The organism is Rufibacter sp. JT20002, from assembly GCF_056491185.1.
In genome coordinates, this window is sequence record NZ_JBSZJY010000002.1 from 568690 (window position 1) to 594403 (window position 25714).

Annotated in this window: 16 protein-coding genes; 8 read left to right on the forward strand and 8 right to left on the reverse strand. The window is 48.5% G+C overall.

Annotated features, from left to right (window positions below; translation table 11 throughout):
• The first annotated feature begins 756 nt into the window (after positions 1–756).
• Positions 757–1098: a hypothetical protein gene (locus tag ACW9SV_RS11905; protein ID WP_479556987.1), complete on the forward strand. Its 342-nt coding sequence runs from the start codon at positions 757–759 to the stop codon at positions 1096–1098.
• Between the two features lie 154 nt (positions 1099–1252).
• On the opposite strand, the gene ACW9SV_RS11910 is transcribed toward ACW9SV_RS11905, so the two are convergent.
• Positions 1253–4618 carry a UvrD-helicase domain-containing protein gene (locus ACW9SV_RS11910; protein ID WP_479556988.1) on the reverse strand — a complete coding sequence of 1122 codons (3366 nt, stop codon included), beginning with the start codon at positions 4616–4618 and terminating at the stop codon, positions 1253–1255.
• 1286 nt (positions 4619–5904) lie between these two features.
• Here ACW9SV_RS11910 and ACW9SV_RS11915 point away from each other — a divergent pair.
• Complete coding sequence (locus tag ACW9SV_RS11915) at positions 5905–7812, forward strand: DEAD/DEAH box helicase (protein ID WP_479556989.1); 1908 nt, start codon at positions 5905–5907, stop codon at positions 7810–7812.
• Positions 7813–8403: 591 nt separating this feature from the next.
• On the opposite strand, the gene ACW9SV_RS11920 is transcribed toward ACW9SV_RS11915, so the two are convergent.
• Together ACW9SV_RS11920 and ACW9SV_RS11925 are read right to left on the reverse strand one after the other, a co-directional pair.
• Positions 8404–9645: a BaiN/RdsA family NAD(P)/FAD-dependent oxidoreductase gene (locus tag ACW9SV_RS11920; RefSeq protein WP_479556990.1), complete on the reverse strand. Its 1242-nt coding sequence runs from the start codon at positions 9643–9645 to the stop codon at positions 8404–8406.
• Between the two features lie 55 nt (positions 9646–9700).
• Positions 9701–10525: an SDR family oxidoreductase gene (locus ACW9SV_RS11925; RefSeq protein WP_479556991.1), complete on the reverse strand. Its 825-nt coding sequence runs from the start codon at positions 10523–10525 to the stop codon at positions 9701–9703.
• 66 nt (positions 10526–10591) lie between these two features.
• On the opposite strand from ACW9SV_RS11925, the gene ACW9SV_RS11930 reads away from it, so the two are divergent.
• Positions 10592–12079 carry a phytoene desaturase family protein gene (locus ACW9SV_RS11930; RefSeq protein ID WP_479556992.1) on the forward strand — a complete coding sequence of 496 codons (1488 nt, stop codon included), beginning with the start codon at positions 10592–10594 and terminating at the stop codon, positions 12077–12079.
• On the opposite strand, the gene ACW9SV_RS11935 is transcribed toward ACW9SV_RS11930, so the two are convergent.
• The gene (locus ACW9SV_RS11935; protein WP_479556993.1) at positions 12076–14049 is read right to left on the reverse strand and encodes a tetratricopeptide repeat-containing sensor histidine kinase; all 1974 of its coding nucleotides are present in this window, start codon (positions 14047–14049) and stop codon (positions 12076–12078) included. The genes ACW9SV_RS11930 and ACW9SV_RS11935 overlap by 4 nt on opposite strands.
• 208 nt (positions 14050–14257) lie before the next feature.
• Between ACW9SV_RS11935 and ACW9SV_RS11940 the strand changes: the two genes are divergently transcribed.
• On the forward strand, positions 14258–15148 hold the full coding sequence (locus tag ACW9SV_RS11940; RefSeq protein WP_479556994.1) for an SDR family oxidoreductase: 891 nt from the start codon (positions 14258–14260) through the stop codon (positions 15146–15148).
• Between the two features lie 76 nt (positions 15149–15224).
• Here ACW9SV_RS11940 and ACW9SV_RS11945 read toward each other — a convergent pair whose 3' ends face one another.
• Both ACW9SV_RS11945 and ACW9SV_RS11950 read right to left on the reverse strand, forming a co-directional pair.
• Positions 15225–17504 carry a S46 family peptidase gene (locus ACW9SV_RS11945; protein ID WP_479556995.1) on the reverse strand — a complete coding sequence of 760 codons (2280 nt, stop codon included), beginning with the start codon at positions 17502–17504 and terminating at the stop codon, positions 15225–15227.
• A 210-nt stretch (positions 17505–17714) separates the two neighbouring features.
• The gene (locus ACW9SV_RS11950) at positions 17715–18152 is read right to left on the reverse strand and encodes a YkvA family protein (RefSeq protein WP_479556996.1); all 438 of its coding nucleotides are present in this window, start codon (positions 18150–18152) and stop codon (positions 17715–17717) included.
• A 160-nt stretch (positions 18153–18312) separates the two neighbouring features.
• Here ACW9SV_RS11950 and ACW9SV_RS11955 point away from each other — a divergent pair, with 160 nt between their 5' ends.
• Complete coding sequence (locus ACW9SV_RS11955) at positions 18313–18837, forward strand: DinB family protein (RefSeq protein ID WP_479556997.1); 525 nt, start codon at positions 18313–18315, stop codon at positions 18835–18837.
• 142 nt (positions 18838–18979) lie between these two features.
• On the opposite strand, the gene ACW9SV_RS11960 is transcribed toward ACW9SV_RS11955, so the two are convergent.
• On the reverse strand, positions 18980–20356 hold the full coding sequence (locus tag ACW9SV_RS11960; protein ID WP_479556998.1) for a PhoH family protein: 1377 nt from the start codon (positions 20354–20356) through the stop codon (positions 18980–18982).
• A gap of 154 nt (positions 20357–20510) precedes the next feature.
• Between ACW9SV_RS11960 and ACW9SV_RS11965 the strand changes: the two genes are divergently transcribed.
• Together ACW9SV_RS11965 and ACW9SV_RS11970 are read left to right on the forward strand one after the other, a co-directional pair.
• A complete protein-coding gene (locus ACW9SV_RS11965; protein WP_479556999.1) occupies positions 20511–21020 on the forward strand; it encodes a toxin-antitoxin system YwqK family antitoxin in 510 nt (169 codons plus the stop codon).
• A 52-nt stretch (positions 21021–21072) separates the two neighbouring features.
• Positions 21073–21558: a toxin-antitoxin system YwqK family antitoxin gene (locus tag ACW9SV_RS11970; RefSeq protein ID WP_479557000.1), complete on the forward strand. Its 486-nt coding sequence runs from the start codon at positions 21073–21075 to the stop codon at positions 21556–21558.
• A gap of 164 nt (positions 21559–21722) precedes the next feature.
• Here ACW9SV_RS11970 and ACW9SV_RS11975 read toward each other — a convergent pair whose 3' ends face one another.
• Complete coding sequence (locus ACW9SV_RS11975; RefSeq protein ID WP_479557001.1) at positions 21723–23009, reverse strand: citrate synthase; 1287 nt, start codon at positions 23007–23009, stop codon at positions 21723–21725.
• 549 nt (positions 23010–23558) lie between these two features.
• Here ACW9SV_RS11975 and ACW9SV_RS11980 point away from each other — a divergent pair.
• The gene (locus ACW9SV_RS11980) at positions 23559–25211 is read left to right on the forward strand and encodes an NADP-dependent glyceraldehyde-3-phosphate dehydrogenase (protein WP_479557002.1); all 1653 of its coding nucleotides are present in this window, start codon (positions 23559–23561) and stop codon (positions 25209–25211) included.
• The last annotated feature ends 503 nt before the right edge of the window (positions 25212–25714 follow it).

Sequence of the window (25714 nt, forward strand, 5' to 3'; positions counted from 1 at the left end):
TACCCAAATCAGGAAGATACGAAAAGAAAAAGCCTTAATAACCTGCTAAGCCCTTAGTAGCCCTAACTTTTCCCTTTCTGATTGTCTTTCATGGGGTTAGAAGTTTGCCTCCAGCCTTTATGGTATACTGCTGTAAAGCAACTCTCCTTGTAAGTTTTCAAAGGCCTCATCTATGCTTCCTTTGGAGGGTATGATCTGTTTTGGTTGAAACACCCCTGAAACAAGTTTGCTTTTGGCTCTTGATCTGCAATAAAGGAGTTAAGTACAGATTGGAGTACTCAGATGTAGGAGTGGGTGGGAAAAGGAGGGTAGAGGCCTACGCCTCTACCAGTTTGTTTGTAGTTGTGTAAAAAGGGCAGTAAAACAATTCTTAGATTTTAATTGGATATAACAAAGGTAAGTGTAGGTGCATGATTACTATCTATGTTTCGATGAGTACTGTAAAATAGGAGATAAAAAAGTAAGATCAGAGGAACAAGCAAAGATTTGCCGGATAAAAGCCTGTTTTTTCTCGGTGAATAAAAGTAGGGGCTTAAACAGAAAGCTGTATAAAATAAAAGGTTGCCTGAAGTCTTCAGAAATCAAACTTGTGAATTGCTAAGGTAATTATCTGGTAAATGAAACACACTCAGGAGCAATTACTGCTATGTGTAGTAAGTTTCTAATATTTTATGATGGAAGGTTCAAGAAGGGGTACAATGGCAGGTTTTTTGAGGAAGATCGGGTAGTTTTATCATTAACCTTTAATCCCTCACTATGAAAAAGAGCTTCTACCTGGTAGCCTTAGCTTCGCTGCTCTACGGCACCTCCTTTGCGCAGGAAACACCTTTGAAAAGAACGGTCGAGTACTGTGATGTTTTGATAGTAGAAAGAACCTTCTCCAACAAAGTTGCCATTGCCGTAGACTTCGGGCAGGAGCGGAAACAACTGACTGATTTGGTGAAAGATCCTTCTGGTAAGCCTCTATTGTTTAATTCGCCCATTGATGCCCTCCACCACCTGGCGGGGCAGGGTTGGGAATTGGTAGAGACCTACCTAGACCCTAACGTAAAAGTGGATAACCGACACTACATTCTCAAAAGAAAAGCCAACATCTAAGGGAAGAATTTTTTCTTCTTTTGGCACGGCGGTTCTAAAGGTGATAGTTTATGTTCCACCAAGCAAAAAAGCCCCAGTTATGTTTCTGAGCCTATTTACCTAAAAGGGCTTTGAAACGAAACTGGGGCTTATAAGGATAAACAAGGGACTTACTCTATTGAGTTACCTCTGCCAGATACTCCCATTCCTCTACGCGTTCCTCTTCAAAATAATACACTACGCAGGATATCTTACTAAACACCAGTTCTCTGAACAGGGTAGCGTAAGAGTTCAGGTTGTCTTTGTACTCTTGTTTGGCGGGAGGAAGTTTGTAGTCAATGAGTGTCACGTCTCCGTTCTGCCCAAACACGATGCGGTCTGGTTTATAGCGGTTGGTGCGCACGTCCAATACTTCGCGCTCGTTCTCCACCGTTACAGATCGGCTAAAGTAATGCTGCATCTGCGGGTGGTGCAACACGTGCTGCACCATCTGAGTGAGGGTTTGCAGTTCCCGCTGTGATATAATGCCTTGGTGCACCAGTTGCCGGAGCGCCTTAGGTGCTTCCTCAGCGTAGGTGATGCGGGCAAGCGCGAAGTGCAGTTTGCGGTTCCAGCGCCGATGTTCCTGTTGGGTCTCAAAATCGAAGACGTTGTTCGCGTGCTGCTTTAGCTTCAGGTTGCGAGCCCAATCTGCGGAGGTGAATTTGTCCAACACGTACACGTCTTGGGTTACAGGTTTATGACTAACGGCCTGCGGCGCTCCTTTGGCTAATTGGTAGCAATAGGTGCCGTCTTGCCAGAGTTCTTTGCTCTCTAAGTACTTGTGCAGCCAGTAACTTACGTTTTTCTGAGCGCCACCTTTCCTAAAATCCTGCGCTTTTCCGATGAGGTACAGGCGGTCCACGGGCCGGGTAAGGGCCACGTACAGCATGTTCAGGTTTTCAATGAACGTTTTCTCCAGCTTCTGGGAGTATTGTTCCTGCAGGGCGGTCTGCTCCAGTTTCTTGTTCAACGTCACCACGGCCGTGCGCAGTTTTCCGCCGGCGGCGATTTCTTCGGGTAAGGTGCCCCACAAAAGGGAAGAGGTCTGCGGCTCCAGGCTCCAATCACAGAAAGGCACTATGACCACGGGGTAATCCAACCCTTTGGATTTATGAATGCTGGTGATGGTGATAGCATCGCGGTCTTTGGGAGTGTTGATGCTCAGGTTTTCGCGGTTAAGGTCCCAGTACTGCAGAAAATTGTTCAGGTTGTTGCTGTACTTAAGCGTGTACTCCAGCACCAGATCCAGGAAACGGAACAGGTACTCGCACTCGTTGTTCTTGCCCAACAAGTCAAATACCCTGATCAGCTTTTCGGTCAGTTCATAAATAGACAGGTTCCCGGCATCGCGGTATGCCAAGTCAAAACCCTGCCCTTGCAGAAACCGGAAGAAGGGGTCAATGTTAGGGTCAACTGCCAGTTCCGCAATTTTGGCGGTGGTGGCGCTGTCAGGCAGTTGCTGGTGTACTACTTTGTAAACCAGGTACAAGGCCTGGGACCGGGCCAAAGCATTGGCAGGTTGGTTCAAGATCCTGAAAAACGAAATGATTAGGTTGATGACCTCCGCGAATTGCAGGGAAAGTGAGTCCTGCGAGATGATGTCGTACTTCTTTTGTTTTAAAAAATTAGCCACCAGTTTGCTGTTGCGATTGGTTCGGCTCAGGATGGCAATATCCCTTGGGGAGTACCCATCGGCTTGGGCTTGCTGCACCATCTGCAGCACCAGTTGCAAAGTGCTTTCCTGGTAGGAGAGAAGGTCTTCTTCGGCGTAGCCTTCGTAGATTTCTCCTGTTTGCTTGCAAGCATCTAAATCAAACTTGTAAGGCGAAACTTCTTCCTGGGTAAACAAGATCTGCAAGTGCGCCAAGCCCTCTTTTTTACCTTCCGGTGATTTCTGTTTAAACTGATCATCATAAATAGCCTGCAGCAACGGAAATTGCGGATTGGTCTGGCTAATGAACTGAAACAGCTCATTGTTGAAGTGGATGATCTCGGGGGCGCTTCGGTAGTTGGTGTTCAGGTAAGCTGGTGTGAGCGTCCAGCGCAGGGTGTCGTAGCGTGGGGCCACGTTCTCCTCAAAGCGGGAGTTCTGGTACAGGTGGTGGGTTTGGTTGCGGTGCAGGTGCAGAATCTGCTCCATCTCGCCTCCGCGCCAACCATAAATGGCCTGTTTGGCATCGCCCACCACCATGTTGAAGTTGTCGCTCGCCAGCGCATTCTCCACTAAGGGCAGAAGGTTGTTCCACTGCAGCACTGAGGTATCTTGAAACTCATCAATCAGGATGTGCTGGTATCGCTCGCCCAGCCGCTCATAAATAAACGGGATGGGTTCCTGCAACACGATCTCGGTGATACGCTTGTTGAACTCTGAGATGTGCACCAGGTTCTTGTCCAGTTTAATCTCCTGAATGCAGCGCTCCAACTCACTCAGCACCGATAACTTGTACAAGTGCGGCAGCATGGCCGAAATGATGATGTAGTTTTGGGACTCGCGCTCCTTCAAATCTTCAATTTGTCGGTACAAGTCGGCCAACCGGTGCTTTATCTGGTCTATGCTGGCCTTGGCACCCGTGCTGGCTTTGGCGCTGGGCCATTTGTCATCTGAGACGGTTTTGGCGGCGTTGCTGTTGGCGGTGGTGATGTCAAAGTCACGGGTCCACTTCCGGAAATACGAATAGATGCCCCGGTCGCCGTAGGAGAGATCGGCAGGGGAAAGGCCGCTGGTTTCAATGAGGCGCATCGCTTCCTCGGCGCAGCCTTTGATCTGCTGCTCTATGTCCTGTTTTTGGGTGTAAAGCGAGGTGCGTATCTTCTTGAAGTCCTGGAGGGTGAGCTTTCCTATGTCAAGCAGGTGTTCATAAGTTTGCTCGTTAAGCAGATGCCGGGCAAAGTCTGCTAGTTCATCGGGTAACACGTTCCAGCTTTTGCCTTCCTCGGCTTTCTCCAAGGCATACTGCTGCAGGGTCTCTGCAAGTAGTTTGTTCTCGGCTTGGGTGTTTACTTTGTTTAACAACAAGCTTACCGCGGTGCTGAGCAACGTCTGTGCATCCATGTCTACCTCAAAGTTGTGGGGTAACTTCAGTTCCGTAGTAAACGCACTCACCACCCGGTTCACGAAGGAGTCAATGGTGCTAACCGCAAATTCTGAGTAATGGAACAGCAGGTGATCAAATACCCGGGCTGCCCGCCCACGCAAAGCTTCCTCGGTTAGGTGCGGTTGAGCATATTCTGCCTGTATCTCTTTTAATATGTTTAGTAACAGGTCATCGCTTTTAATTTTAACCTTCTCCTGAAGGCCTGGTTCGTTGAAGACCCGCATGGCTCCCAAAATGCGGGTTTTCATTTCCTGGGCGGCATCGTTGGTGAAGGTGATGGCCAGAATGTTCTTGTAATAGGAGGGGTCTTCGCTCTGCAGGGCCAGTTTCAGGTATTCTTTGGTAAGCTGATACGTTTTGCCAGACCCGGCTGAGGAGGAAAAAATTTTAAAAGATGCAGGCACTCTTTTGTGGATTAGAAATTAGAATTTGAAATCAGCAATTCTGAGGATAGGTGATTTGTTTCTGCGCTGTTTTCACGAAAATAGGCAAAAAAGAACAGACAGTTACTTGGCTTTCACTTTTTAGCTATTTTCAAAACACCATGATGGAAACGTGCCATGAAAAAACAACTACTGCTTTACTTCTTGCTTCTTTTACTTATTCTCAGCAGTTGTAAAAACGACGATGAGCCCCAATTCTCTATGGAGGAATACATTCCCGGAGAGTGGAAATAAACCAAGATAATTTTAAAAAGTGATAGACGCCAATGGCAGAGTTGTAACAGAAACCGAATCTGTTGGTCTCCACATCTAGGCCATGGTGAGCGGAATGCTTTATATGAGTGAATGGCCCGCAAATGCCTGGAACTACACGGTATCGCAAGAAAATGGAGCTGACATGTTTAAAGGCTTTTTGGCCCAGGTTATTCCTTTAGGTACGTGATTACTATTGTCTCTGACAATGAAATGGTCTGGACAAACGAATACCCGCAAAAAGGGCCAGTTGGCGCCCCAAATTTCACGAGTGTCCGAAAAGTCTTTCTCAGCCGCAAACTATAGCCCCTTTTTACCTGATCCTTTACCATCGACAAAACAAGTACTGAGTAGTGCCGTGTTACAGATGCTAATTTTAACCTGTGCCCTCTGGAAGTTGCAAACTTCCGACTAAGGTAGGTCCAAGTCACAGACTTGAACTATGGAAGAGAGACAAGGTACTGTCTTGTCTCTACAATTCTAACATTACAGCTCATGCTGCTTCCCCTAAATCCAGTATTTCGGGCGAGCGCCTATGCAGGTTCCGGTGCCGCATGCATTTCGACCTTTAAGGAGCAAAGGAAGCTAGTACAGCGCGAGCGCTGAAGACGGGGCTCCGCGGGCTGAGCGCTTATCAGAAACTAAGGAAGGAGCCGCTCATAAACTTATGGACAAGCGCCTACGATGTCCGCAAATCAAAATAAAAATCAACTAATTTCACCACATAAATCAGCCAATTACCGTTAGGCCTACATCTTGAAAATATATCTATCTATTTTCCTTTTATTAAGCTAGTTTCTTTTATATATTAGGACGTCACTATTTTTTTGCGTACCTTTGCACCACAATACACGCCGAGACTTCGTTGGTCTCATTTTTTGGCAAAAAGGCACTTCTCAAGCAAACCTCTGTGCGGATTCCCGCAACGAAATCTTGATAAATGACGAATACCCTAGGGCAGGTGTATTGTCTTTTAATCACACTATCAAAAATTAATGGAAAGAATTAAATTCCAGGAGCTTCCGTTATCGGAAGAAATCCAGCGCGCTATCGTGGATTTAGGCTACGAAGAGGCTTCTCCTATTCAGACTGCTGCTATTCCTATTTTATTGGAAGGCCGCGACGTAATCGGACAAGCCCAAACCGGTACTGGCAAAACTGCCGCTTTCGCGATCCCTACTATTGAAGGTATTGACCCTGACAACCGCGAGGTACAGGCTTTAATCCTTTGCCCAACCCGCGAGTTGGCCATTCAAGTATCAGAAGAGATTCAGAAACTAGTAAAATATAAAAAAGGCATCAGCGTAGTGCCTATCTATGGTGGTCAGCCCTATGAGCGCCAGTTACGCGCCCTTAAGCAGGGGGTACAAATCGTGATCGGGACACCCGGCCGCGTGATGGACCATATTGAAAGAGGAACCCTTCGCCTGGAAACCACTAAAACCATCATCTTAGATGAGGCCGACGAAATGTTGGACATGGGTTTCAGAGAAGACATTGAGTTTGTTCTGACCAAAATGCCAGAAAATCGCCAGACAGTGTTTTTCTCGGCAACTATGAGCAAGCCTATCATGGAGCTGACGCGCAAGTACCAGACCAATCCTGAGATTGTGAAGGTAACGCAGCAACAGTTAACTGTGACTAACATAGAGCAAATCTACTTTGAAGTACGCAGCGGCGGCAAGATGGAAGTGACCACTCGCCTGATTGACATGTACAACTTCAAGGTGGTGATCATCTTCTGTAACACCAAACGCATGGTGGACGAGCTGGTAAGCAACCTACAAGCCCGCGGCTACTTTGCCGATGGTCTGCACGGTGACCTTAACCAAAACCAGCGGAACAACGTGATGACGAAGTTCAAAGCCGGTACCCTGGAGATCTTAGTAGCGACTGATGTGGCTGCCCGTGGTATTGACGTGGACAACGTAGAGGCCGTGATTAACTATGACCTTCCGCAAGACGAGGAAAACTACGTTCACCGTATTGGCCGTACCGGTCGTGCTGGTAAATCAGGGAAAGCTTTCTCGTTTGTAGCGGGTAGAGACCTGTATAAACTGCGTGACATTGAGCGTTTCACTAAGGCCAAGATCGTACGTCAGAACGTACCTACTTATGAGGATGTAGCTGAAGTGCGCACGACGTTGGTATTAGACCAGGTGAAAGAAGTAATCCAGAAAGGTGGCTTGTCTAAGCACATCCTGAAGATTGAGCGCCTTGTTGACCAAGATTTCACTACTATTGACATTGCAGCCGCTTTGTTGAAAATGGTGATGAAAGACACCAAAAACAAGGAGAAGAGCGCCGAAGCTGGTGAAGCCAAAGGTGGTCCTAAACCAGGCTTTGACCGTCTTTTTGTTACCTTAGGCAAGAAAGACCGCTTACACCCGAAAGACCTGGTAGATATCTTAACCGATAACACCAGCATCCCAGGTGGTAAAGTAGGCGATATTGACTTGTATGACCGCTTCAGCTTCATTGAAGTGCCCACAGAATACACAGCTGAGATTTTGGACCGTTTAGCGGTAACCGAGATTAATGGCATGACCGTTAAATTCCAGAAAGCTGAAAAGAAGAACATGGACCCCGCGGAAGGCGGTCGTGAGCTTCAGGAACTGGAAGATCGTCCTAGAAAAAAATTCTATGATGGACCGTTCAACAACAACCGGGGCGGTGGCGACAGAGACCGTGGTGGTGACCGCGGAGGAAGAACCTACGGCGATCGTGACCGCGGTGGCGATAGAGGCGGCCGTTCATTCGGTGGTGACAGAGACCGTGGCGGTGACCGCGGAGGCAGAAGCTACGGCGGTGGAGATCGTGGTGGCAGAAGCTTTGGTGGAGGAGACCGTGACCGTGGTAACAGCGGCGGGGGCTTCAGAGAACGTAAAAGAAGAGATTTCTAAAATATTTTTTCAGATATCGTAACCCGGGCAAAATACCTCCCGTATAAATGAGGGACAGAGCTTAAAAGTTAATAAAGGGTTTAGTATCTGTTTTAAAAAAATCGCGGTCCAAAAGAGACCGCGATTTTTTTTGTACCTACCCCAACCGGTTTGCGATATATTTCAGAAAAGAAAGCCCAGAATAAACCTAAGCAGAAGTAGATTTGCCAGTAGAAAGTCTATGAGGGTGAAAATTTTGAAGGTTGTTGGTGACAACACCAATAAGGGGTATAATCTGAAACTCCTTTTATTAGATTGCTGCCTCACTGCAGTTGCAAACTGCAGACGTGGTAGGTCCAAGTCAAAGACTTGAACCATGGAAAATGGTAGTGGCTAAGCAACTTCAAGTTTGAAGAAGCCTTTTCCAGTCTTCCGGTTGAGCGCCTTTGTTTTAGACCTGGTGCCGCAGGCAGGCCTACTGGCCAAGGCTAAAACAAAGGCGCTCAACCGGAAGACGAGGCCCTGCGGCTTTGAGCCCACCAAAGCAAAACTGCAACAAAAAAAGCTATTGAGAAATAGACAGGCAGAAGCTACACCAACTCTTAATTAGGTTTAACCCTGCTCCGCCATCGCTTTACCAGCCAGATAACCACCAGTCCAGGCTGCTTGGAAATTAAACCCGCCAGTTACCCCATCAATATCTACTACTTCGCCAGCAAAAAACAACCCCGGAACCAACTTGCTCTCCATACGCTCCAGGTGCAGTTCTTCTAGTTTAATTCCGCCGCAAGTCACAAATTCTTCTTTGAAGGTAGTTTTGCCCTTCACCTCAAATGGGGTACGAAGAAGAAGTTCAATCAACTTATTCTGGGCTTTTCCGGCCAACTCTGACCATTTCACCTCCGCTGGTACTTCGGCTAACTCGCAGAGACGTTGCCATAGCCGGTTAGGTAATTGGAACAGGGCATTCGTGTACACTGTTTTGCGAGGCGAGTTCTGACGCTGCTGCAGAATCTGCTGCCGCACCTGTTCTTCGGCTATGTCTGGCACCCAGTTTACCAAGGCCGTGCCGGTATAGGTTAAGCCATGCATCAGCCGAGCCCCCCATGCCGAGAAGCGCAATACGGCAGGACCGCTCAATCCCCAATGGGTGATCAGCAAGGGGCCTTCAGTTTCAAGTTTCTGCCCGGTAAACTTTATCCTAGCCTTAGGAACAGATACGCCTTGTAAATCCTTAAACGGTGAGGAAGGAACATTTAACGTAAACAAAGAGGGAACCGGAGATTCAATGGTGTGCCCCAGTTTCTGCAGCCACTGGTAATTTTCAGGTTTGGAGTTGCCGCCCGTGGCCACCAAGATTTTGGAGGGAAAAAGGCGTTCGCCGTTGGTTAGTTGTAAAGAAAATTTCTCCTGGAGTGGTGCCTCTGGCTGAACTTTGATTTCTTCAACCCCAACACTTGTTTTAATTTCCACGCCAGCTTTACGGGCAGCCTGGAGAAGGCAATCCACTATGGTGTCTGAGGTGTTGGACTGCGGAAACATGCGGCCATCAGGCTCGGTTTTCAGTTTCACTCCCCGTTTCTCAAACCAAGCCACGGTGTCAGTTGCTCCAAAATAGGGGAGCAGCTTTTTCAAGGCTTTCTGCCCTCGGGGATAAAACAGAGAAAAAGTCGATGGTTGAAAACAGGCATGCGTGACGTTACAGCGGCCGCCGCCAGAAACCTTTACCTTGGAAAGCAATTTGGTTGTTTTCTCCAGTAAGATAACCCGTAAAGTGGGGTTGGTCTCGGCACAAGTAATCGCCCCGAAAAATCCGGCCGCGCCGCCTCCAATTATGACTACTGTCTCTTGCATCTGTTTCTCCCTTTCTTTTACAAAAGTACGCAAAAAACAGGTGGCCTTTGTAGAATCAGAAGTCAGGGGAGGTAAGGCAGGCTAGCGGGTCTGGGTACAGAAAAGTGTACTTCAATTCTTTCTGGATAAGGTCACTGTTGATCTGCTTGTACTTCACCTCCTGCTGAGGTGCAAAGGATGGAGGCGTAACCCCAAGTTGCTGACTTGCCAGGGTGTAGAACTCCTTTCGGGAGGGATGTTCTGGGGCACTGGCGTTAAAAGTAAAGCCCCATTTTTTTTGCTCGATAATTGACATCAACAACCCTAGGCAATCTGCCAAATGAATCATGTTGATGGGGGCCTCCGGCTGCGGAACTTCGGTTTTTCCGGATAGGAACCTTCCCGGGTGTCGGGTGCCGCCCATCAATCCGGCGAATCGGACAACGGTTGCCGAGGGAGTGGCTCTCTGAACCAGGTACTCGCAGCGCAGCATCAGGGAAGCGGCTTCTGGGCTGGAAACCGCATCATCCTCGGTGACATCCCGATTTAAATCAGGGTACACTGAAGTGGAAGAAACAAACAGGATGGCTTTGAGGGAGGAAGAAGCAGCTTCCAGTATATCCTGAAGCAAACGCTCGTAGGTGTTTGTTTCAGAAGTAGATCTGGAAGGAGGCAGGTTGAAAACCAGAACGTCTGAGGTCAGGAAAGCAGCAAGGTTTTCTTTGGAGCTGTTTTCAGGAAAAGACAGCAAAAAAGGCTCAATTCCGTTCTCGCGAAGAAGATCCAACTTAGCGGGTGTGGTGGTAGATCCTTTCACGGAGTAGCCTTGATTTACCAACTGCTGGGCCAGAGGAAGCCCCAGCCAGCCACATCCCATCACACTGGTTTTGGTTTGTTCCATGGCACAAAGAACGACTGAAATGGGCAACGCCGCAACAAAAGAGATTCAATTTGGTTCATGGAGAACATGGAAACACAACAGGTACAGGTGGCCATTATTGGATCTGGGTTTGGCGGGTTAACAGCCGCAGCGCTGTTGGCGAAGAACGGCCTACAAGTGGCAGTGTTGGAGCAGAACAATTACCCCGGAGGCTGTGCCTCTTCCTACAAACGGAAAGGCTATTGGTTTGAAACCGGAGCTACCACGGTGGTGGGATTGGATGAACACATGCCGCTCAGGTACTTGCAGGAGCAGATAGGCCCGCCATTCCCTGTGCTTCCCTTAGAGATACCAATGCAAGTGCGCCTGCCAGACGGCACCTTGGTCACGCGCTTCGGGCAATTGGAAGACTGGATAAAGGAAGCCGAGCGCGTGTTTGGCAAGGAAGGGCAGCGGGCGTTCTGGGAAACCTGCTACCGCATCAGCAAAGGGGTTTGGCGGACCTCCTTGCAGCAGTTGAGTTTTCCTTTCAGTTCCTGGTCAGACCTTTGGCCCGCTTTTAAAGCCTTACGATGGAATCAATTAAGCTTGGTGCCATTGGCTTTCAAAAACATGCGCGATCTACTGGCGCAGCATGGACTTCTGGAAAATAAGCGGTTTGTAGCTTTTGTAGACCAGCAACTGCTAATCACGGCCCAGAATTACCACCCCGAAGTAAATGTGCTTTTTGGAGCCACCGCTTTGTGTTACACCTTGTACGGTAACTATTATGTACCCGGAGGAATTCGGCAATTAGGTGAGCGCCTGGTACGCTATATTGAGGAGCAGAAAGGGCAGATGCTGTACCGCCGCCTGGTGAAGCAGATCACTCCAGACGCTTCTGGTGGGTACCTCATTGACACAGACAAAGGTCCGGTCAAGGCTGAATATGTGATCTGCGGCCTTCCCTTAAACAACTTGGAGTCCATGTTTAAGAGTGAGAAGGTGCAGCAGAGATTAAAGAAGTTTGTCTTACCAGCAGATGCTGTTAATGGCGCGGTAACCTGGGGAATTGTTTTTCAGCGGAGCCACACCACGCCTACGGTGCTGCACCAGCAATTGCACGTACCCGGCGGCGTTCCTTTTCTGAATAGCCAAAGTATTTTTGTGAGTCTAAGCCATCCCGAGGACCGGCAGCGGGCGCCTGAAGGCTTCTGTGTGGCTTCGGTCAGTACCCACGTGCATCACCCAAAGGCAAACTGGGTGGAACAGAAAAAGGAATTAGAGCAATGGGTAGTGACCTACCTGGCGGCTTTGGGCTTCTTTTCTGAAAACCAGGTACAATTCGTGCAGGCTGCTACGCCTGGTGCCTGGATTGAGTGGACCGGGCGGGAATGGGGGCAGGTAGGGGGTTACCCGCAATACCAACGCATTAAGCCCTGGCAGATGAAAGATGCCCGGTTAGATGGAAAGAAAGCCTACGTTTGCGGGGATACGGTATACCCGGGGCAGGGTATTCCCGGGGTGTGCCTCAGCGGAATTATTGCTGCCCAGAAATTATTGCGGGATCACTTTGGCAAGACACTTCCTGCTTAGACCAATGTTTCGGCCTCGGTTGGGGCCGAGAAGGTTTCTTCGTCTTCCAGCAATTGGCAAGAAGGCACCGTGAAATGGAAAAGGGTGCCTACGCCTTCCTCACTTTCCACCCAGATCTCACCGCCGTTCTTTTCAATAAACTCCTTGCAAAGCATAAGCCCTAAGCCGTTGCCTTTCTCGTTGGCCGTGCCTTTTTCTTTGAAGTTGTTGGCTCCAAAAAGCTTCAACTGATTCTCAGGGCTAATGCCCACCCCGCAATCTTTCACCGTTACCACCAGTTGATTCTCATCGAGAGGCTCTGCCATGACTTCAACCTCATCGCCCTGGTGGCAGAACTTGATAGAGTTGGAGAGCAGGTTCCGGAATACCAGTTTAAGGGTTTCCTCGTCCACCAGGGCCCAGTGTTCCTCTGAGACGCTGTTCTTCAAGGTGATTCCTTTCTTTTCGGCCTGCGGCGACAACAACCGGATGTTTTGTTCTACCAGGTCGTGCAATTGATAAGGCTCAGGTTCCAGGCTCACGCCTTTCATCTGTATCCTGGCCCATACCAAAAGATTATCCAGTAGGCTAAGGGTATTCTGTTGTTGGGTATCCAGTTCCTTTACAAAACGGTCCAGTTTCTCCTGGGGCAGTTTTCCCATGGCCAACAACTGCAGCAAGGATTGCAAGGAAATAAGCGGACTTCTTAAATCGTGCGCAATAATGGAGAAAAGCAGGTCTTTCTGGTGGTTCAGTTTTACCAGTTCCTCTTTTTGTTGATGAATGTCCTGGTTTTTCTCCAGAATTACCTGGTTGTAATCAGACAACTGTTCATTGGCGATCTTGGCTCTGCGTCTGCCTTTGAAGGAAACATAGGCCAAGGCCAACGCCATTAAAAGCAGAATCCCTGTGGCGTACTGGATAAGTTCTTTCTGGTGCAGTTTCTCCACCTGGAGCTCTTGTTCTACCCGCAAGCGGTGGTTTTCGGCCTCCTTTTTCTCCAGCTCATATTTGGCGTGCATCTCGGCCTGCGCCTCGTTCTGCTGCCGGTTCTGAAGGCTGTCTTTGTAGGCCGTGTGCAGCATAAGGTAATGGTGGGCCGCCTGGTAGTTTTTTTGAGCCAGGTAGATTTCGTTCAATAGCAAAGAGGCCTCCTTGACCCCTTCAGGGGAGGGAACCTGCTGCGAAACTTGCAAGCTTTGTTGTGCCAGTTGAGCGGCTTTGGGATACTCTTTGTCCTGCAGGTGAATTTTTGCCAGGGATCGGTAGATGTAGAGTTTGTTTATCTCATTACGTATTTCCTCACTTACTTTTAAGGAGTTATACAAATGGGAAAACGCTTTCCTTTTCTGCCCCAGTAAGAAATAGATGTTGCCAAGATTTAAGTCACTGAGAGCCTGGTCGTACTTGTCTACTCCGTCGGCGTTCAGTTCTTTCACCTGTAGATAGTAAGCCAAGGCCTTTTCGGGCTGCTTCATTAATTCATAGGTAGCTCCTATGTTGTTCAACGAGGTACTGATGGTGCGTTTGCGGTCAATCCGGCGGCCAATGTTAAGCGCCTGCTGAAAGAAACTTAAAGATTCTTGGTAGTTCTCCTGCCCGCGGTGAATGTTACCCAAAGCATTGTAGCTGGAGGCCATGCCCACGGAGTCGTGCAATTCTTCCCGTATTTTAAGTGCTTTGTAGGTGTATTCCGAAGCCTGGATGAGGTTGTTGAGCCAATAGTGCCCTATGCTGATGTTGTTGTAAGCGGTTCCTAGCTGTTTACGGTCGTTTATCTGGAGGGCCAGGTCAGCGGCTTTTTGGCCGTACAATACCGTCTGCTTAGGGTCCACCTCCCGGTAATACTCACTGATGAGGTTATACAACTCCAGCTTTTTCTGGGGAGTGGAGGCTCGTTTAAGTTCCTGCATGAGAACTACAGGAGATCTGCCCAGTAGTGGGAAAGACGCCAGACTGAACCAGAAAAAAAGAAAGTATAATTTTTTCATACAATCACAGTTGGCAAGTACACTCAAAAGCTTTGGTCTGGTCAGTTTAACAAAACTGAAAAACTAATGAAATACTTAGTTGTAAGTATTTTGGGGTGGCGTAAGGCACCTAAAAAGGTGCAATTTCATCTATTTATAAAGATATTGTTTTTGTGAGTAATTCTAAAATTCGGCAGAACTATTATCTTTCCCGAAGAGAATTGAAATTATGGCAAGATACACCGAACCAATGCTGCGCGACGGGGCGCTGAACGGCAAAACGATCATTATTACCGGCGGCGGCACCGGCCTGGGAAAATCCATGGGCATTTACTTCCTGCAACTGGGAGCCAACCTGGTCATCACCAGCCGTAAAATGGAGGTGTTGGAGAAAGCCGCGCAAGAGATGGCGGAGCAAACGGGAGGACAAGTGCTACCGGTGGCCTGCGATGTGCGCAAGCCCCTGGAGGTGGAAGCCATGCTTAAAGCGACTCTGGATAAGTTCGGATCGGTGCACGGACTGCTAAACAATGCCGCCGGAAATTTCATCAGCCCCACCGAAAGACTGTCGCCTAAAGCGTTTGATGTGATCGTAGATATCGTGTTGAAAGGCAGCTATAACTGTACGCTTACCTTAGGTAAACATTGGATTGACCTTCAGCAGCCGGGCACTATCCTGAACATCGTCACCACCTATGCCTGGACCGGCTCTGGCTACGTGGTACCATCGGCAACGGCGAAGGCCGGGGTGTTGGCGATGACGCGATCGCTAGCTGCGGAGTGGGCCAAATACGGCATTCGGTCCAACGCCATTGCCCCGGGGCCTTTTCCAACCGAAGGAGCCTGGAGCCGCCTTTTCCCAGAGGCATTAGCCAAGAAGTTAGACCCATTGAACCGAATTCCGGTGAAGCGTTACGGCGAGCACCAGGAACTGGCCAATCTAGCCGCGTACCTTATCTCAGACTACTCGGCGTACGTGAACGGCGAGGTCGTGACCATTGACGGGGGCGAGTGGCTGTACGGCGGTGGTGAGTTCAACTACCTTGACCAGGTTCCGCATGAGATGTGGGATACCATTGAAGACATGGTACGCGGCAAAAAGCCAAATGCAAAAGAGTAGTCTTAAATAGAGACAAGAAATAAAAAAGCCCGGATCGTTTCCGGGCTTTTTTGATGAAAAGGAATGAAGAGTAAACTTATTCAGCTTCTACCTTCAACTTGGTTTTCTTCTTGCCTTTCTTGAATTTAAGTTCAGGCTTTTTCCCGGAGGATTGGGTTGCTGGGGCTTGTGGGCCGTTGTTCACCAACGTCATCTCTTTCACCAGGTGGCCAGCACCCGCGAATTTGTCCACGATGAACAGGAAGTAACGGGCATCCATGCTGATGTTTCGTACCCGCTCGGGGTCATACATGATGTCAGACATGGTGCCTTCCCAGTTGCGGTCAAAGTTGGTCCCGATTAACTCACCCCGGGCATTGATGACCGGTGAACCAGAGTTTCCACCGGTGGTGTGGTTAGAGGCGATGAAAGCCACAGGCATTTGTCCGTTTAGGGCATAAGGGCCATAGTCCTTCTTCAGGTATAGTTCCTTTAGCTTGGCCGGCACCTTGTAATCTGGTATAGCCGGATCTTCTTTCTCCATGATACCCTCCAAGGTGGTGTAGTAATCATACGTAACCCCATCGGCGGGCTTGTAGGTGTCTACCTGACCGTAAGATACCCGCAAGGTAAGGTTCGCGTCTGGGTAAAATTTGCGGTCTTTCTGCATTTCCCGCAAGCCTTGCAGGTAAGTGCGGTTCAGGAGGGTGTTCTGGTCGTTAAGGGCCGTGAAGGTAGGCAAAACCTTAGTCCGGTACACCGAAGAAAACTCTTGCAGCAACTGAATGGCCGGATCTGCCATCAGTTTTGTAAGTAAATGCGCTGGGGCAAGTTTCAACAGGTTCTGGACTTTTTCCTCTGAAACCAGGTTAGAGGTGGCATATACCTCATCGGCGTAAGCAGACCAGTTGCCTTTGTGCTCCTTAGTAACAGCTTGCAGAACCGACGGCTGAAATTGAGCCTCTAGATCTTTGGCGTACAGCTGCAACAAAGCAGAAAAGACCTTTTTGTCGGTAGCCAGGTTATAGTTCTTGAAGAAACCAGACGCCGATTTTCTAAGCCTTTCAATCTGCTCCTGCGGGGTTTCTGTGGAAGTGGTGGCTGCGCCTTGTTGGATAGTGGCTGCCAGGTTCAGGTAGTTTTGGGCATAGTTTAGCAATTCCACGCCTAAAACAGCTTCGTTGAAATAATCGCGCGCAAGGGTGATGCCTTTGGCTAAAGTGGCGTAGTTCTGCTCAAACTGTGGCAAAACTTGGCTGTAGGTTGCTTTGCGAACGGTTTCCTGCGCCACCCATTGGGCAAATTGCTGCTCCAAAGCTTGTTTTTTGGCAATGGCATCTAACTTACGCAAACCGCGCATTTCCCCAATCCATTTCTTATGGGCGTTGCTCACACTGGCGTACTTGGCGGCGTATTGGATGCGCACCTTTGGGTCGGCTTTCATGTCCTGGTCCAGGATACCTAATTTCACCGTTCGGATCTTTACTTTAGCAGGATCTGAAATCTCGGCAATCTCACGCACAGCCTGGGAGGGTAGGTACTCGGTGGTTCTACCCGGGAACCCAAATACCATGGTGAAATCACCCTGCTGGATACCCGCCAGGGAGATAGGAAGGTGGTGCTTTGGAGAGTAGGGTTTATTGTTTGGCGAATAAGCCGCAGGTTTGTTGTCGGGACCGGCGTAGATCCGGAACAGGGAAAAGTCACCGGTATGACGTGGCCACATCCAGTTGTCGGTGTCACCCCCGAACTTCCCGATGCTTTCGGGCGGAGCGCCCACCAGGCGGATGTCTTTGAAGGTCTCGGTCACATACATGTAGTACTCGTTTCCGTAAAAGAAAGGCCGAATAATGGCATCGTAGTGCGTGCCTGCGGTAGTTTGGGCCTGCACCTTCTTGATGTTGGCTTGCACGCGCTTCTCCCGTTCCGCTTCCGGTAACCCGGCCGGTACATCGCCCAGGATCTGTTTGGTCACGTCTTCCATGCGCACGATGAACGTGGCGGTAAGCCCCGGATTAGGTTTTTCCTGATCGCGGGACATGGCCCAAAATCCGTTGGTAAGCAGGTCATTCTCCACGGAGCTGTGGGACTGAATCTGGCCGTATCCGCAATGGTGGTTGGTGAGCAGCAGACCCTGGTTGGAGATCACCTCTCCCGTGCAACCCGCGCCAAACTGCACAATGGCGTCCTTCAAACTTGATTTGTTGATGCTGTAGATGTCCTCGGCAGAAAGGCGCATCCCTTTTTTCTGCATATCGGCTTCGTTCAGCTGCTTTAGCAACATCGGAAGCCACATGCCTTCATCGTACCGGGCCGAAGCAGAAAATGAACTGACGGCCAGCAATACCCAAAGACACAGTTGTTTACTGTTAAACATACGTTAGTTTAGGTTGGTAAAACCCAAAAATAGCAATTAAAGCACTCAGGTAGAAGCTAAGCACCAGTTAAGGTTGGCTTTTAAGGTATAAGAGAAGGAATTATACTTTGGTCCCTCCAAAACGAAAGCGTCCCCTTCAGGGCATGTTTCGCAAAACAAGCCCTGAAGGGGACGCAATAAAGAACATTGTCTTTCCTTTCTAGGAATCAATTAGGAATGGCCCACCGCCACAGAACCCTCTTCCCAGACCTGAAACTTTTGGAGTTCCTCCTGGAAAGCGGTGATAAACCAGGCCATCAGGCTAAGGTCATCGGCGAACCCCAGGATCGGAATAAAGTCAGGCACCAGGTCTAGCGGCGTTGCTACGTACAGGAGCACAGCCACACCCAGCAGCAAAGATTTGGTATTGATATCGCGGTAGTTGCCGTTGTAGTACGCTTTCACTAGCCTTACCAACCGCAAGCCAATTTCCTTTATCTGATTGAATCCGCTTTCTGAACTATTGGCATCGGTCAGTTTTTCATAGGCGGTAGTTAACAGCAACCCTATTTTAACAGGTTTCTTCATAATACCCGAAGCCCGGGAGATCATGAAGTTGAAAAATGCATTTTTAGAGATTTGCAATCCTTTCTCAGCGAACGAGCTCATATTTTTTAGAAGTTAAGTCCATGGTTTCTGCCACTTATACGGCGCACTTCCGCCTAGGGATATAAGCCTCTTTTTAAGCTTTCAGCCATAAAACATGGTCTTTTTGTAAAATAGAGGTAGACTTGCGTACTTGTTTCTTTATCCAAAACAGCCCACGACGATGATCCCAAAACCACAACCCGGCGAGTACAACGAGTATTACCACAAGTACATCCAGAATATCTCTGACCAGACAGATATAGTGGAGTTGCTACAGAAGCAGCGAGAGGAAGTGGTCCAGCTATTTGGCCGGGTAACCGAAAGTGAGGCTGATTTCGCCTATGCTCCGGGGAAATGGTCTATCAAGGAGTTGTTGGGCCATATGAATGATACCGAACGAATTTTGGCGTACCGGGCCTTGTGCATTGCCCGAGGTGAGAAAAATTCGCTTCCGGGGTTTGATGAAAACCAGTACGTCGCCAACGCTTACTTTCAGGAACGTTCTTTGAACGGATTGCTGGCGGAGCACCAGGTGGTACGAGAAGCGTCCTTAGCCTTGTTTGACTCCTTTCAAGCCTCGGCTTTGACCAGATTAGGGAACGCAAATGGGAGCCCGGTTTCGGTCTCCGCTTTAGCTTTTATCATTGCCGGACATGAGCGCCACCACCTAACCATTTTAAAAGAGCGCTACCTGGCAAAGCTTTAGTTTTTTGCTGATTGTTGGTTACTTCCATTGGAAAGTATTAGCAAAGAAGAATCCCTTTTGGAGCAGTTTTAGGAAAACTGCCCCAAAAGGGATTTTAATTTTTGTAAGCTGATATTTTCAACAATTGAAAACTAACCCCAACTTAGAGTAGTTGATTTGCCAGGTTAGCCAACTCAGAGCGCTCGCCTCTTTGAAGGGTGACGTGGGCGTACAACGGATGGTTTTTGACTTTGTCTATGAGGTAAGATAACCCATTGCTTTGGCTGTCCAGATAGGGGGTGTCTATTTGGTAGATATCGCCAGTGAAGATGATTTTAGTGTTTTCACCGGCGCGGGAGATGATGGTCTTAATTTCATGCGGAGTCAGGTTCTGGGCCTCATCCACAATAAAGATGATATTAGACAAACTTCTTCCCCGGATATACGCCAGCGGGGTGATCACCAACCGGTCATCTTCCACCATTTCCTTAATTCGGTTTGCCTCCTTGCTGTGCTCCGGAAATTGGTTCTGGATAAACTTGAGGTTGTCCCAGAGCGGCTCCATGTAAGGTCCAATCTTGGAGTTCACATCACCGGGTAAAAAACCAAGGTCTCGGTTACTCAAAGGAATGATAGGCCGGGCAAGGTAAATCTGACGGTACACCTCGCGCTGTTCCAAGGCTCCGGCCAAGGCCAACAAGGTCTTGCCAGTTCCGGCTACACCTTGAATGGACACCAACTTGATGTCGGGGTGCAGGATGGCGTGGAGGGCAAATGTCTGTTCCGCGTTCCTAGGTTTAATTCCTACCGCATGCGGTTTGTCCACCCGTTCCAGGATACGCTCCTGTGGATTATAATACGCAAGTGCAGAAGATTTTGCACTTCTCAGGATAAAGTAATGGTTATCTGAGGGCGGATTTGGCAGTGCTTCTTCTACCGGGCATTCGCCTTCGTCGTACAACTTCGTGAGCACCGCGTGCGGAATGTCTTCCACCAGGTCATTGCCCCGATACAGGTTGGTCACGTTCTGGATTTTCCCTGTCTCATAATCCTCAGCCGACAAGTTCAAGGCTCTTGCCTTCAGCCGTAGGTTAATGTCTTTGGTGACCAGGATTACCCGGTGCTCAGGCATTTCCTGCTGAAGGGCCAGAGCGGCATTCAGGATCTTGTGATCAGCTTTGTCTTCATTGAAGATTTTCTCGGCGTCTAAGTCGGCTCCGTTTCCCATTAACACCTTGAACCTGCCTTTGTTGGAACCCTCCAGCGGAATCCAGGTCTGGAGCATGTGTTGCGCCGAGAGGTTATCTATGTACCGGATAAACTCCCGGGCCTCAAAGTTTTTGATGTCATTCCCTTTCTTGAAGTTGTCCAGCTCTTCCAGCACGGTGATGGGAATGGCCACGTCATGCTCTCCAAAATGCTCCACGGCACTGTGGTCATAAAGGATGACAGAGGTATCCAGCACAAAGGCTTTTTTCAGTTTCTGCGCCTCGGCCTTTGGTTTGGCGGAACGCTTACGGGGTTTGGTTTCTGTCTGCACACGAAAGAGGGTTAGAAGTGGAGAATTACTTAACTAAGACGCGCATCATCAATACCTAAATTGGTAAATAATTCGTTTCAAAATAGAAAATACCCATATTAAATTTAAAATCTTCCATAATCCCCCAAACGGCTACTTCTATACATTCTGATATATGGAAAAGGCACAAAACAAAACTATAATCCCCCTGAAGGCTCCTCTGGTACTTACCTTTTTAATGGGCTTTCTGCTGGTAAGCCAACCCACAAAGGCTTGGCCCTGGCAATGGAACCGTTATGACGCTAAACAGCTTAAAAACGGAAAATGGCGGGTGTTCCATGATGCAGAGGAGAGGGTGGTCCACTATCAAGGAAAGTACCGGCACGGAAAAGAGGTGGGCACCTGGCGAACCTACACCCCAGACGGAAAGCTCTACTTCACCGAGAAGATCAAACGACGTAACCGCAGTTACAAAACGGTGTACTACCACCCCAACGGCAAGGTGTCCCATAGAGGAATGGCGTACATGCGCGATGCCGAAAAAGGCGGTGTTCATTTCTACTGGGAAGGCGACTGGGAGTACTTTGACCAGGAGGGGCAACTACTAGGGACCAAGACGTTTGTGAAAGGCGAGCCCACCACCAACCTTCCTGTTCTGGAGAGTATGGATAAACGGAAGAAATAGCTAGATTAGGAGCTCGTCAGGTAATAAGTCCAAACCCATAATTCTAAAGCTTGTGCATTCTCTTAGAAAAGCAATTCTGGCAGCTTTGTTCCTAGTGTGTCTTTCGGCTCCGTTTTCCAGCCAGGCTATTATTTGGCCCTGGAAGTGGAACCAGGTCACCAAAGACGGGAACCGCCAAGGGAAATGGCGTGCCTTCTACGAACACAAACCCGACCAACTCATGTACACGGGCAGGTTTAAGCAAGGAAAGGAGCGGGGCACCTGGAAAACCTATTCTGAGAACGGTAAATTGGAGCGTTTGGAGATTTACGAACCCAAGCACAAGCGCATCAAAACCACCTTTTACCACCCTAACGGCAAAGTTTCCCATGAAGGATTGGCCTTCTTGTTTGAAGAAAACAACGTGCTGATGTACAAATGGCACGGCGACTGGCAATACTATGACTCCACCGGTGCTTTTAGAGGATGGAAGTTATTCCAGAGAGGGAAAGCACTTTCCGCAGAACCAATCCTTACAACGAAGGAGACTACCAAGTAAGCCTTGAAGGTATAATAACTTCAGCCTCACGTGAGGTGCTAAATCATAAAAGAACCTTAAAGCAGTTATTGGCTTGAATTCTGAAAAGAAGCCTAAAACCCACAGATTTATAAAAGAGAAGGTCAGGCAATTTGCCTGACCTTCTCTTTTATTTATAGTTAGAATTAACGCTCGCTAACTGGAGTGTAGTCGCGGGTGGTGGCACCGGTGTACACCTGGCGCGGACGGCCAATTGGCTCTTTTGCTTCGCGCATCTCTTTCCACTGGGCAATCCAGCCTGGGAGACGACCCAGGGCGAACATTACCGTGAACATATCCGTCGGGATACCGATGGCGCGGTAGATGATACCGGAGTAGAAGTCAACGTTCGGGTACAGCTTGCGCTCAATGAAGTAAGGATCGGTCAAGGCCGCTTGCTCCAGTTCCATGGCAATGTTCAGGATTGGGTCGTTAATGCCCAGGGCAGTCAATACCTCATCGGCGGTTTTCTTGATGATGGTGGCGCGTGGGTCAAAGTTCTTGTACACACGGTGTCCGAAGCCCATCAAGCGGAACGGATCGTTTTTATCCTTTGCCTTTTCGATGAACTTCTTAGAGTCACCACCATCGGCTTTGATGGCTTCCAGCATTTCAATCACCGCTTGGTTTGCACCTCCGTGCAATGGTCCCCAAAGGGCATTGATACCGGCAGAAACAGAAGAGTAAAGGCTGGCGTGGGCAGAACCTACCAAACGCACGGTAGAGGTAGAGCAGTTCTGCTCATGGTCGGCGTGCAGGATCAGGAGCTTGTTCAGGGCATCCACTACCACCGGGTTGATCTCGTACTCCTCGGTAGGGTACGCAAACATCATGTGCAGGAAGTTAGAGCAGTAGTCCAGCTTGTTTTTAGGGTAGTTCACTGGGTGCCCCATGGAGTTCTTGTAAGACCAGGCCGCAATGGTGGAAAGCTTCGCCATCAAACGGATGATGGTCAGGTCAATCTCTTCTTTGCTTTGGTTTGACTTTACAGATTCTGGGTAGAAAGCGGTAAGGGAGCTAACCAGCGCAGAAAGGATGCCCATTGGGTGCGCGGTGGAAGGGAACCCGTCCAAAATCTTGCGCATGTCCTCGTTCACCAGGGTGTGAACTTTGATCTGATTCGCGAAGGTGTCTAACTCTGTCTGAGAAGGTAGTTTGCCATAGATAAGCAAATAAGCCACTTCAATAAAAGAAGATTTTTCTGCCAGCTGCTCAATAGGATAGCCTCTGTACCGAAGAATTCCTTCTTCGCCGTCCAAAAACGTGATGGCACTCTCGGTGGCACCTGTGTTTTTGTAGCCAGAGTCTAGGGTAATGTAACCAGATTGCGCGCGTAAAGCATTAATATCAATGGCTTTCTCGTTCTCAGTACCCGTGATCACCGGCAGCTGGTACGATTTGCCCTCAAGAATTAGTTCAGCAAAATCAGACATATTACTTCTTTAAGTGTGTTTAGTTAGGTTGTTCGCCTCGCGGCGAAGTTAGCCAAAAGAGCCTTAAAATGAAATTTGTTATGCAGAACATACTTCTTTTCACCAATGCGCCTTGCACAGAAATTGCCCTGTTTTTTGCACATCCTGTTGTCTAATTTAAAGGATGAAAAAAGCCGGGAAACCCTGGGGCAAAGCGATAAAGACTCCTTCTTTATACTATAGGTTAGTCTATAAAATTTAACGGCGTCAATATAGAGATGCCATCGGTTTCACTCCAATTAAATTCCCCACTTTTTTACCTTTTAACAGCCATTTAGAATTTTTTTCATCCCACTTATGCTTGTTGATAAATTAATAAACAAACAACAGTTAGCTGGTTTTTGTTTGATACTTTTATAATAAAATCTTAATAATTTTTAATTGTTTAATTTTAAACGCTAATTTTTGAAATTCTGTTAAATGAAGAAAATTTATTTTGCGGATGTTTCATTAATCCATAAGATTGAGGATAAGCAGTGTTGTTAAACCAGTTCTCAGATAAGAATCTCTATGGAAGTAGAAGCGAAAGTTGCACAGGTCACCGAGGCCGTTTTGCAGACTATATTTCCCACCGAAGACCAGATTCCCACCGAGTTTGCGCTCCCAGGTGAAGTGCACCAACGGGAGTATCTCTCCAACGGGTTCATGAAAGAATGGAACGGAGCCTCGCATGAGGTGTACTCGCCAGTTGCCGTGGCCCAGGCAGACGGAAGCTATTCCCGTAAGCTCATTGGCACGTACCCGGTTTGTTCTGAGAAAGAAGCCTTGGAAGCCTTAGAAGCTGCCGTCAACGCCTATGACAACGGTAGGGGTGCCTGGCCCACCATGGGGGTAGACGGACGCATCCGCTGTGTAGAGCAGTTCACCCAAAAGATGATCGCGCAGAAAGACATTGTGGTGAAACTGATCATGTGGGAGATTGGCAAATCTTGGGCCGACTCCCTGAAAGAGTTTGACCGCACGGTGGAATACATCTACGCCACCATAGATGCCTTGAAGAACCTGGACAGACAGTCCTCCCGGTTTGAGATAGAGCAGGGTATTGTGGCCCAAGTGCGCCGCTCGCCTTTAGGCGTGGTGTTGTGCATGGGACCTTTCAACTACCCCTTGAACGAGACGTTCACCACGCTCATTCCGGCGCTCATCATGGGCAACACCATCCTTTTCAAGCCACCGAAGCACGGCACGCTTTTGTTCTATCCTTTATTAGAGGCTTTCCGCGACTCGTTCCCCGAAGGAGTGGTCAACACCATCTATGGACGTGGGCACGCCATTGTGCCGGCGCTCATGAAATCAGGGAAAGTGAACGTACTTACGCTGATCGGGTCCAGTAAAGTAGCCGATGAGCTTAAGAAGCTGCACCCTAAAGTGAACCGTTTACGGGCTATTTTAGGATTAGACGCCAAAAACGCTGCCATCATCACCCAAAACGCCGACTTGAAACTAGCCGTGGAAGAAACGGTTTTAGGTGCCTTGTCTTTCAATGGACAGCGCTGTACCGCTCTTAAAATCATCTTCGTGCACCGGAGCAAGGTAGACGCGTTTCTGGAGCTGCTTACCCCAGCCGTAGCTAAACTGAAGTTTGGCATGCCGTGGGAAAAAGGGGTAGCCCTCACGCCTTTGCCTGAGCCGCACAAACCCGCTTACTTAAAAGAGTGCATAGACGATGCCCTCTCGCACGGAGCCAAAGTGGTGAACCCTGGCGGAGGCACCGCATTTGAATCCTTCGTGTACCCGGCCATCATGTACCCGGTAAACGATAAAATGAAGCTGTACCGCGAGGAGCAGTTTGGGCCTATCATTCCGGTGGTGGCATTCGATGACCTGGAAGAGCCTATCCAATACCTGATTGAGTCTACCCACGGCCAGCAGGTGAGTATCTTCAGCCAAGATGCTACCGAGGTTGCCTCGCTCATTGATCCCTTGGTAAACCAGGTGAGCCGTGTGAATGTCAATTGCCAATGCCAGCGCGGGCCGGATGTGTTCCCGTTCACCGGTCGTAAAGACAGCGCCGAAGGTACCTTGTCCGTGGTAGATGCCCTAAGATCTTTCTCTATCAGGTCGCTGGTGGCTACCAAGTTCAATGAAAACAACAAGCAGCTTTTAAACCAGATCATTAGTGAGGGGCAATCCAATTTCCTCAGCACTAAGTTTATCTTCTAAAGGCAGGCACTTTCTTGATGAAGGCCGCTCGGGTAATTACCGGAGCGGCCTTTTTTTATGCAGGTAATTTTGATTCTGTCCTGTTCTACAACGGTGGTGTGTCTTTTCAAGAATAAGTAGATGGCTAAAGCTTCTATTTTAAGTACCGTTTAGGAAAACACCCAAAAAAACGAGGGTCATCCAGTAAAATCGAAAAAATCCTTTTCATGCTCAAATCTCCTTTGATTAGCACAAGGATTAGGTTCCTTTTTATAGGGTGCTTAAGGATCAATAGCAGGTAAAGGCACTTTGTAAAGGCAACCCATAAAATTTCCGGTTTTTGATTTAGGGTTCTTTTATCAAAAAGAGGATGAAAAAGAACTTGTTGTAACCGGCCACTCAAAAAATTCGTCCTTCCCAATATTTCTATTTTTAGGTAAGCCTGCCTAAACCTAGCCGCTGATACAATTTTTCCGTAAAGGGGACGCATGCAACCACAAGAATAGTATATCGCCTTAATTTCT

Coding starts and splice junctions, on each gene's coding strand:
- ACW9SV_RS11905 (WP_479556987.1), top strand. CDS start 757: ATGAAAAAGAGCTTCTACCTGGTAGCCTTAGCTTCGCTGCTCTACGGC.
- ACW9SV_RS11915 (WP_479556989.1), top strand. CDS start 5,905: ATGGAAAGAATTAAATTCCAGGAGCTTCCGTTATCGGAAGAAATCCAG.
- ACW9SV_RS11920 (WP_479556990.1), bottom strand. CDS start 9,645: ATGCAAGAGACAGTAGTCATAATTGGAGGCGGCGCGGCCGGATTTTTC.
- ACW9SV_RS11925 (WP_479556991.1), bottom strand. CDS start 10,525: ATGGAACAAACCAAAACCAGTGTGATGGGATGTGGCTGGCTGGGGCTT.
- ACW9SV_RS11930 (WP_479556992.1), top strand. CDS start 10,592: ATGGAAACACAACAGGTACAGGTGGCCATTATTGGATCTGGGTTTGGC.
- ACW9SV_RS11935 (WP_479556993.1), bottom strand. CDS start 14,049: ATGAAAAAATTATACTTTCTTTTTTTCTGGTTCAGTCTGGCGTCTTTC.
- ACW9SV_RS11940 (WP_479556994.1), top strand. CDS start 14,258: ATGGCAAGATACACCGAACCAATGCTGCGCGACGGGGCGCTGAACGGC.
- ACW9SV_RS11945 (WP_479556995.1), bottom strand. CDS start 17,504: ATGTTTAACAGTAAACAACTGTGTCTTTGGGTATTGCTGGCCGTCAGT.
- ACW9SV_RS11950 (WP_479556996.1), bottom strand. CDS start 18,152: ATGAGCTCGTTCGCTGAGAAAGGATTGCAAATCTCTAAAAATGCATTT.
- ACW9SV_RS11955 (WP_479556997.1), top strand. CDS start 18,313: ATGATCCCAAAACCACAACCCGGCGAGTACAACGAGTATTACCACAAG.
- ACW9SV_RS11965 (WP_479556999.1), top strand. CDS start 20,511: ATGGAAAAGGCACAAAACAAAACTATAATCCCCCTGAAGGCTCCTCTG.
- ACW9SV_RS11975 (WP_479557001.1), bottom strand. CDS start 23,009: ATGTCTGATTTTGCTGAACTAATTCTTGAGGGCAAATCGTACCAGCTG.
- ACW9SV_RS11980 (WP_479557002.1), top strand. CDS start 23,559: ATGGAAGTAGAAGCGAAAGTTGCACAGGTCACCGAGGCCGTTTTGCAG.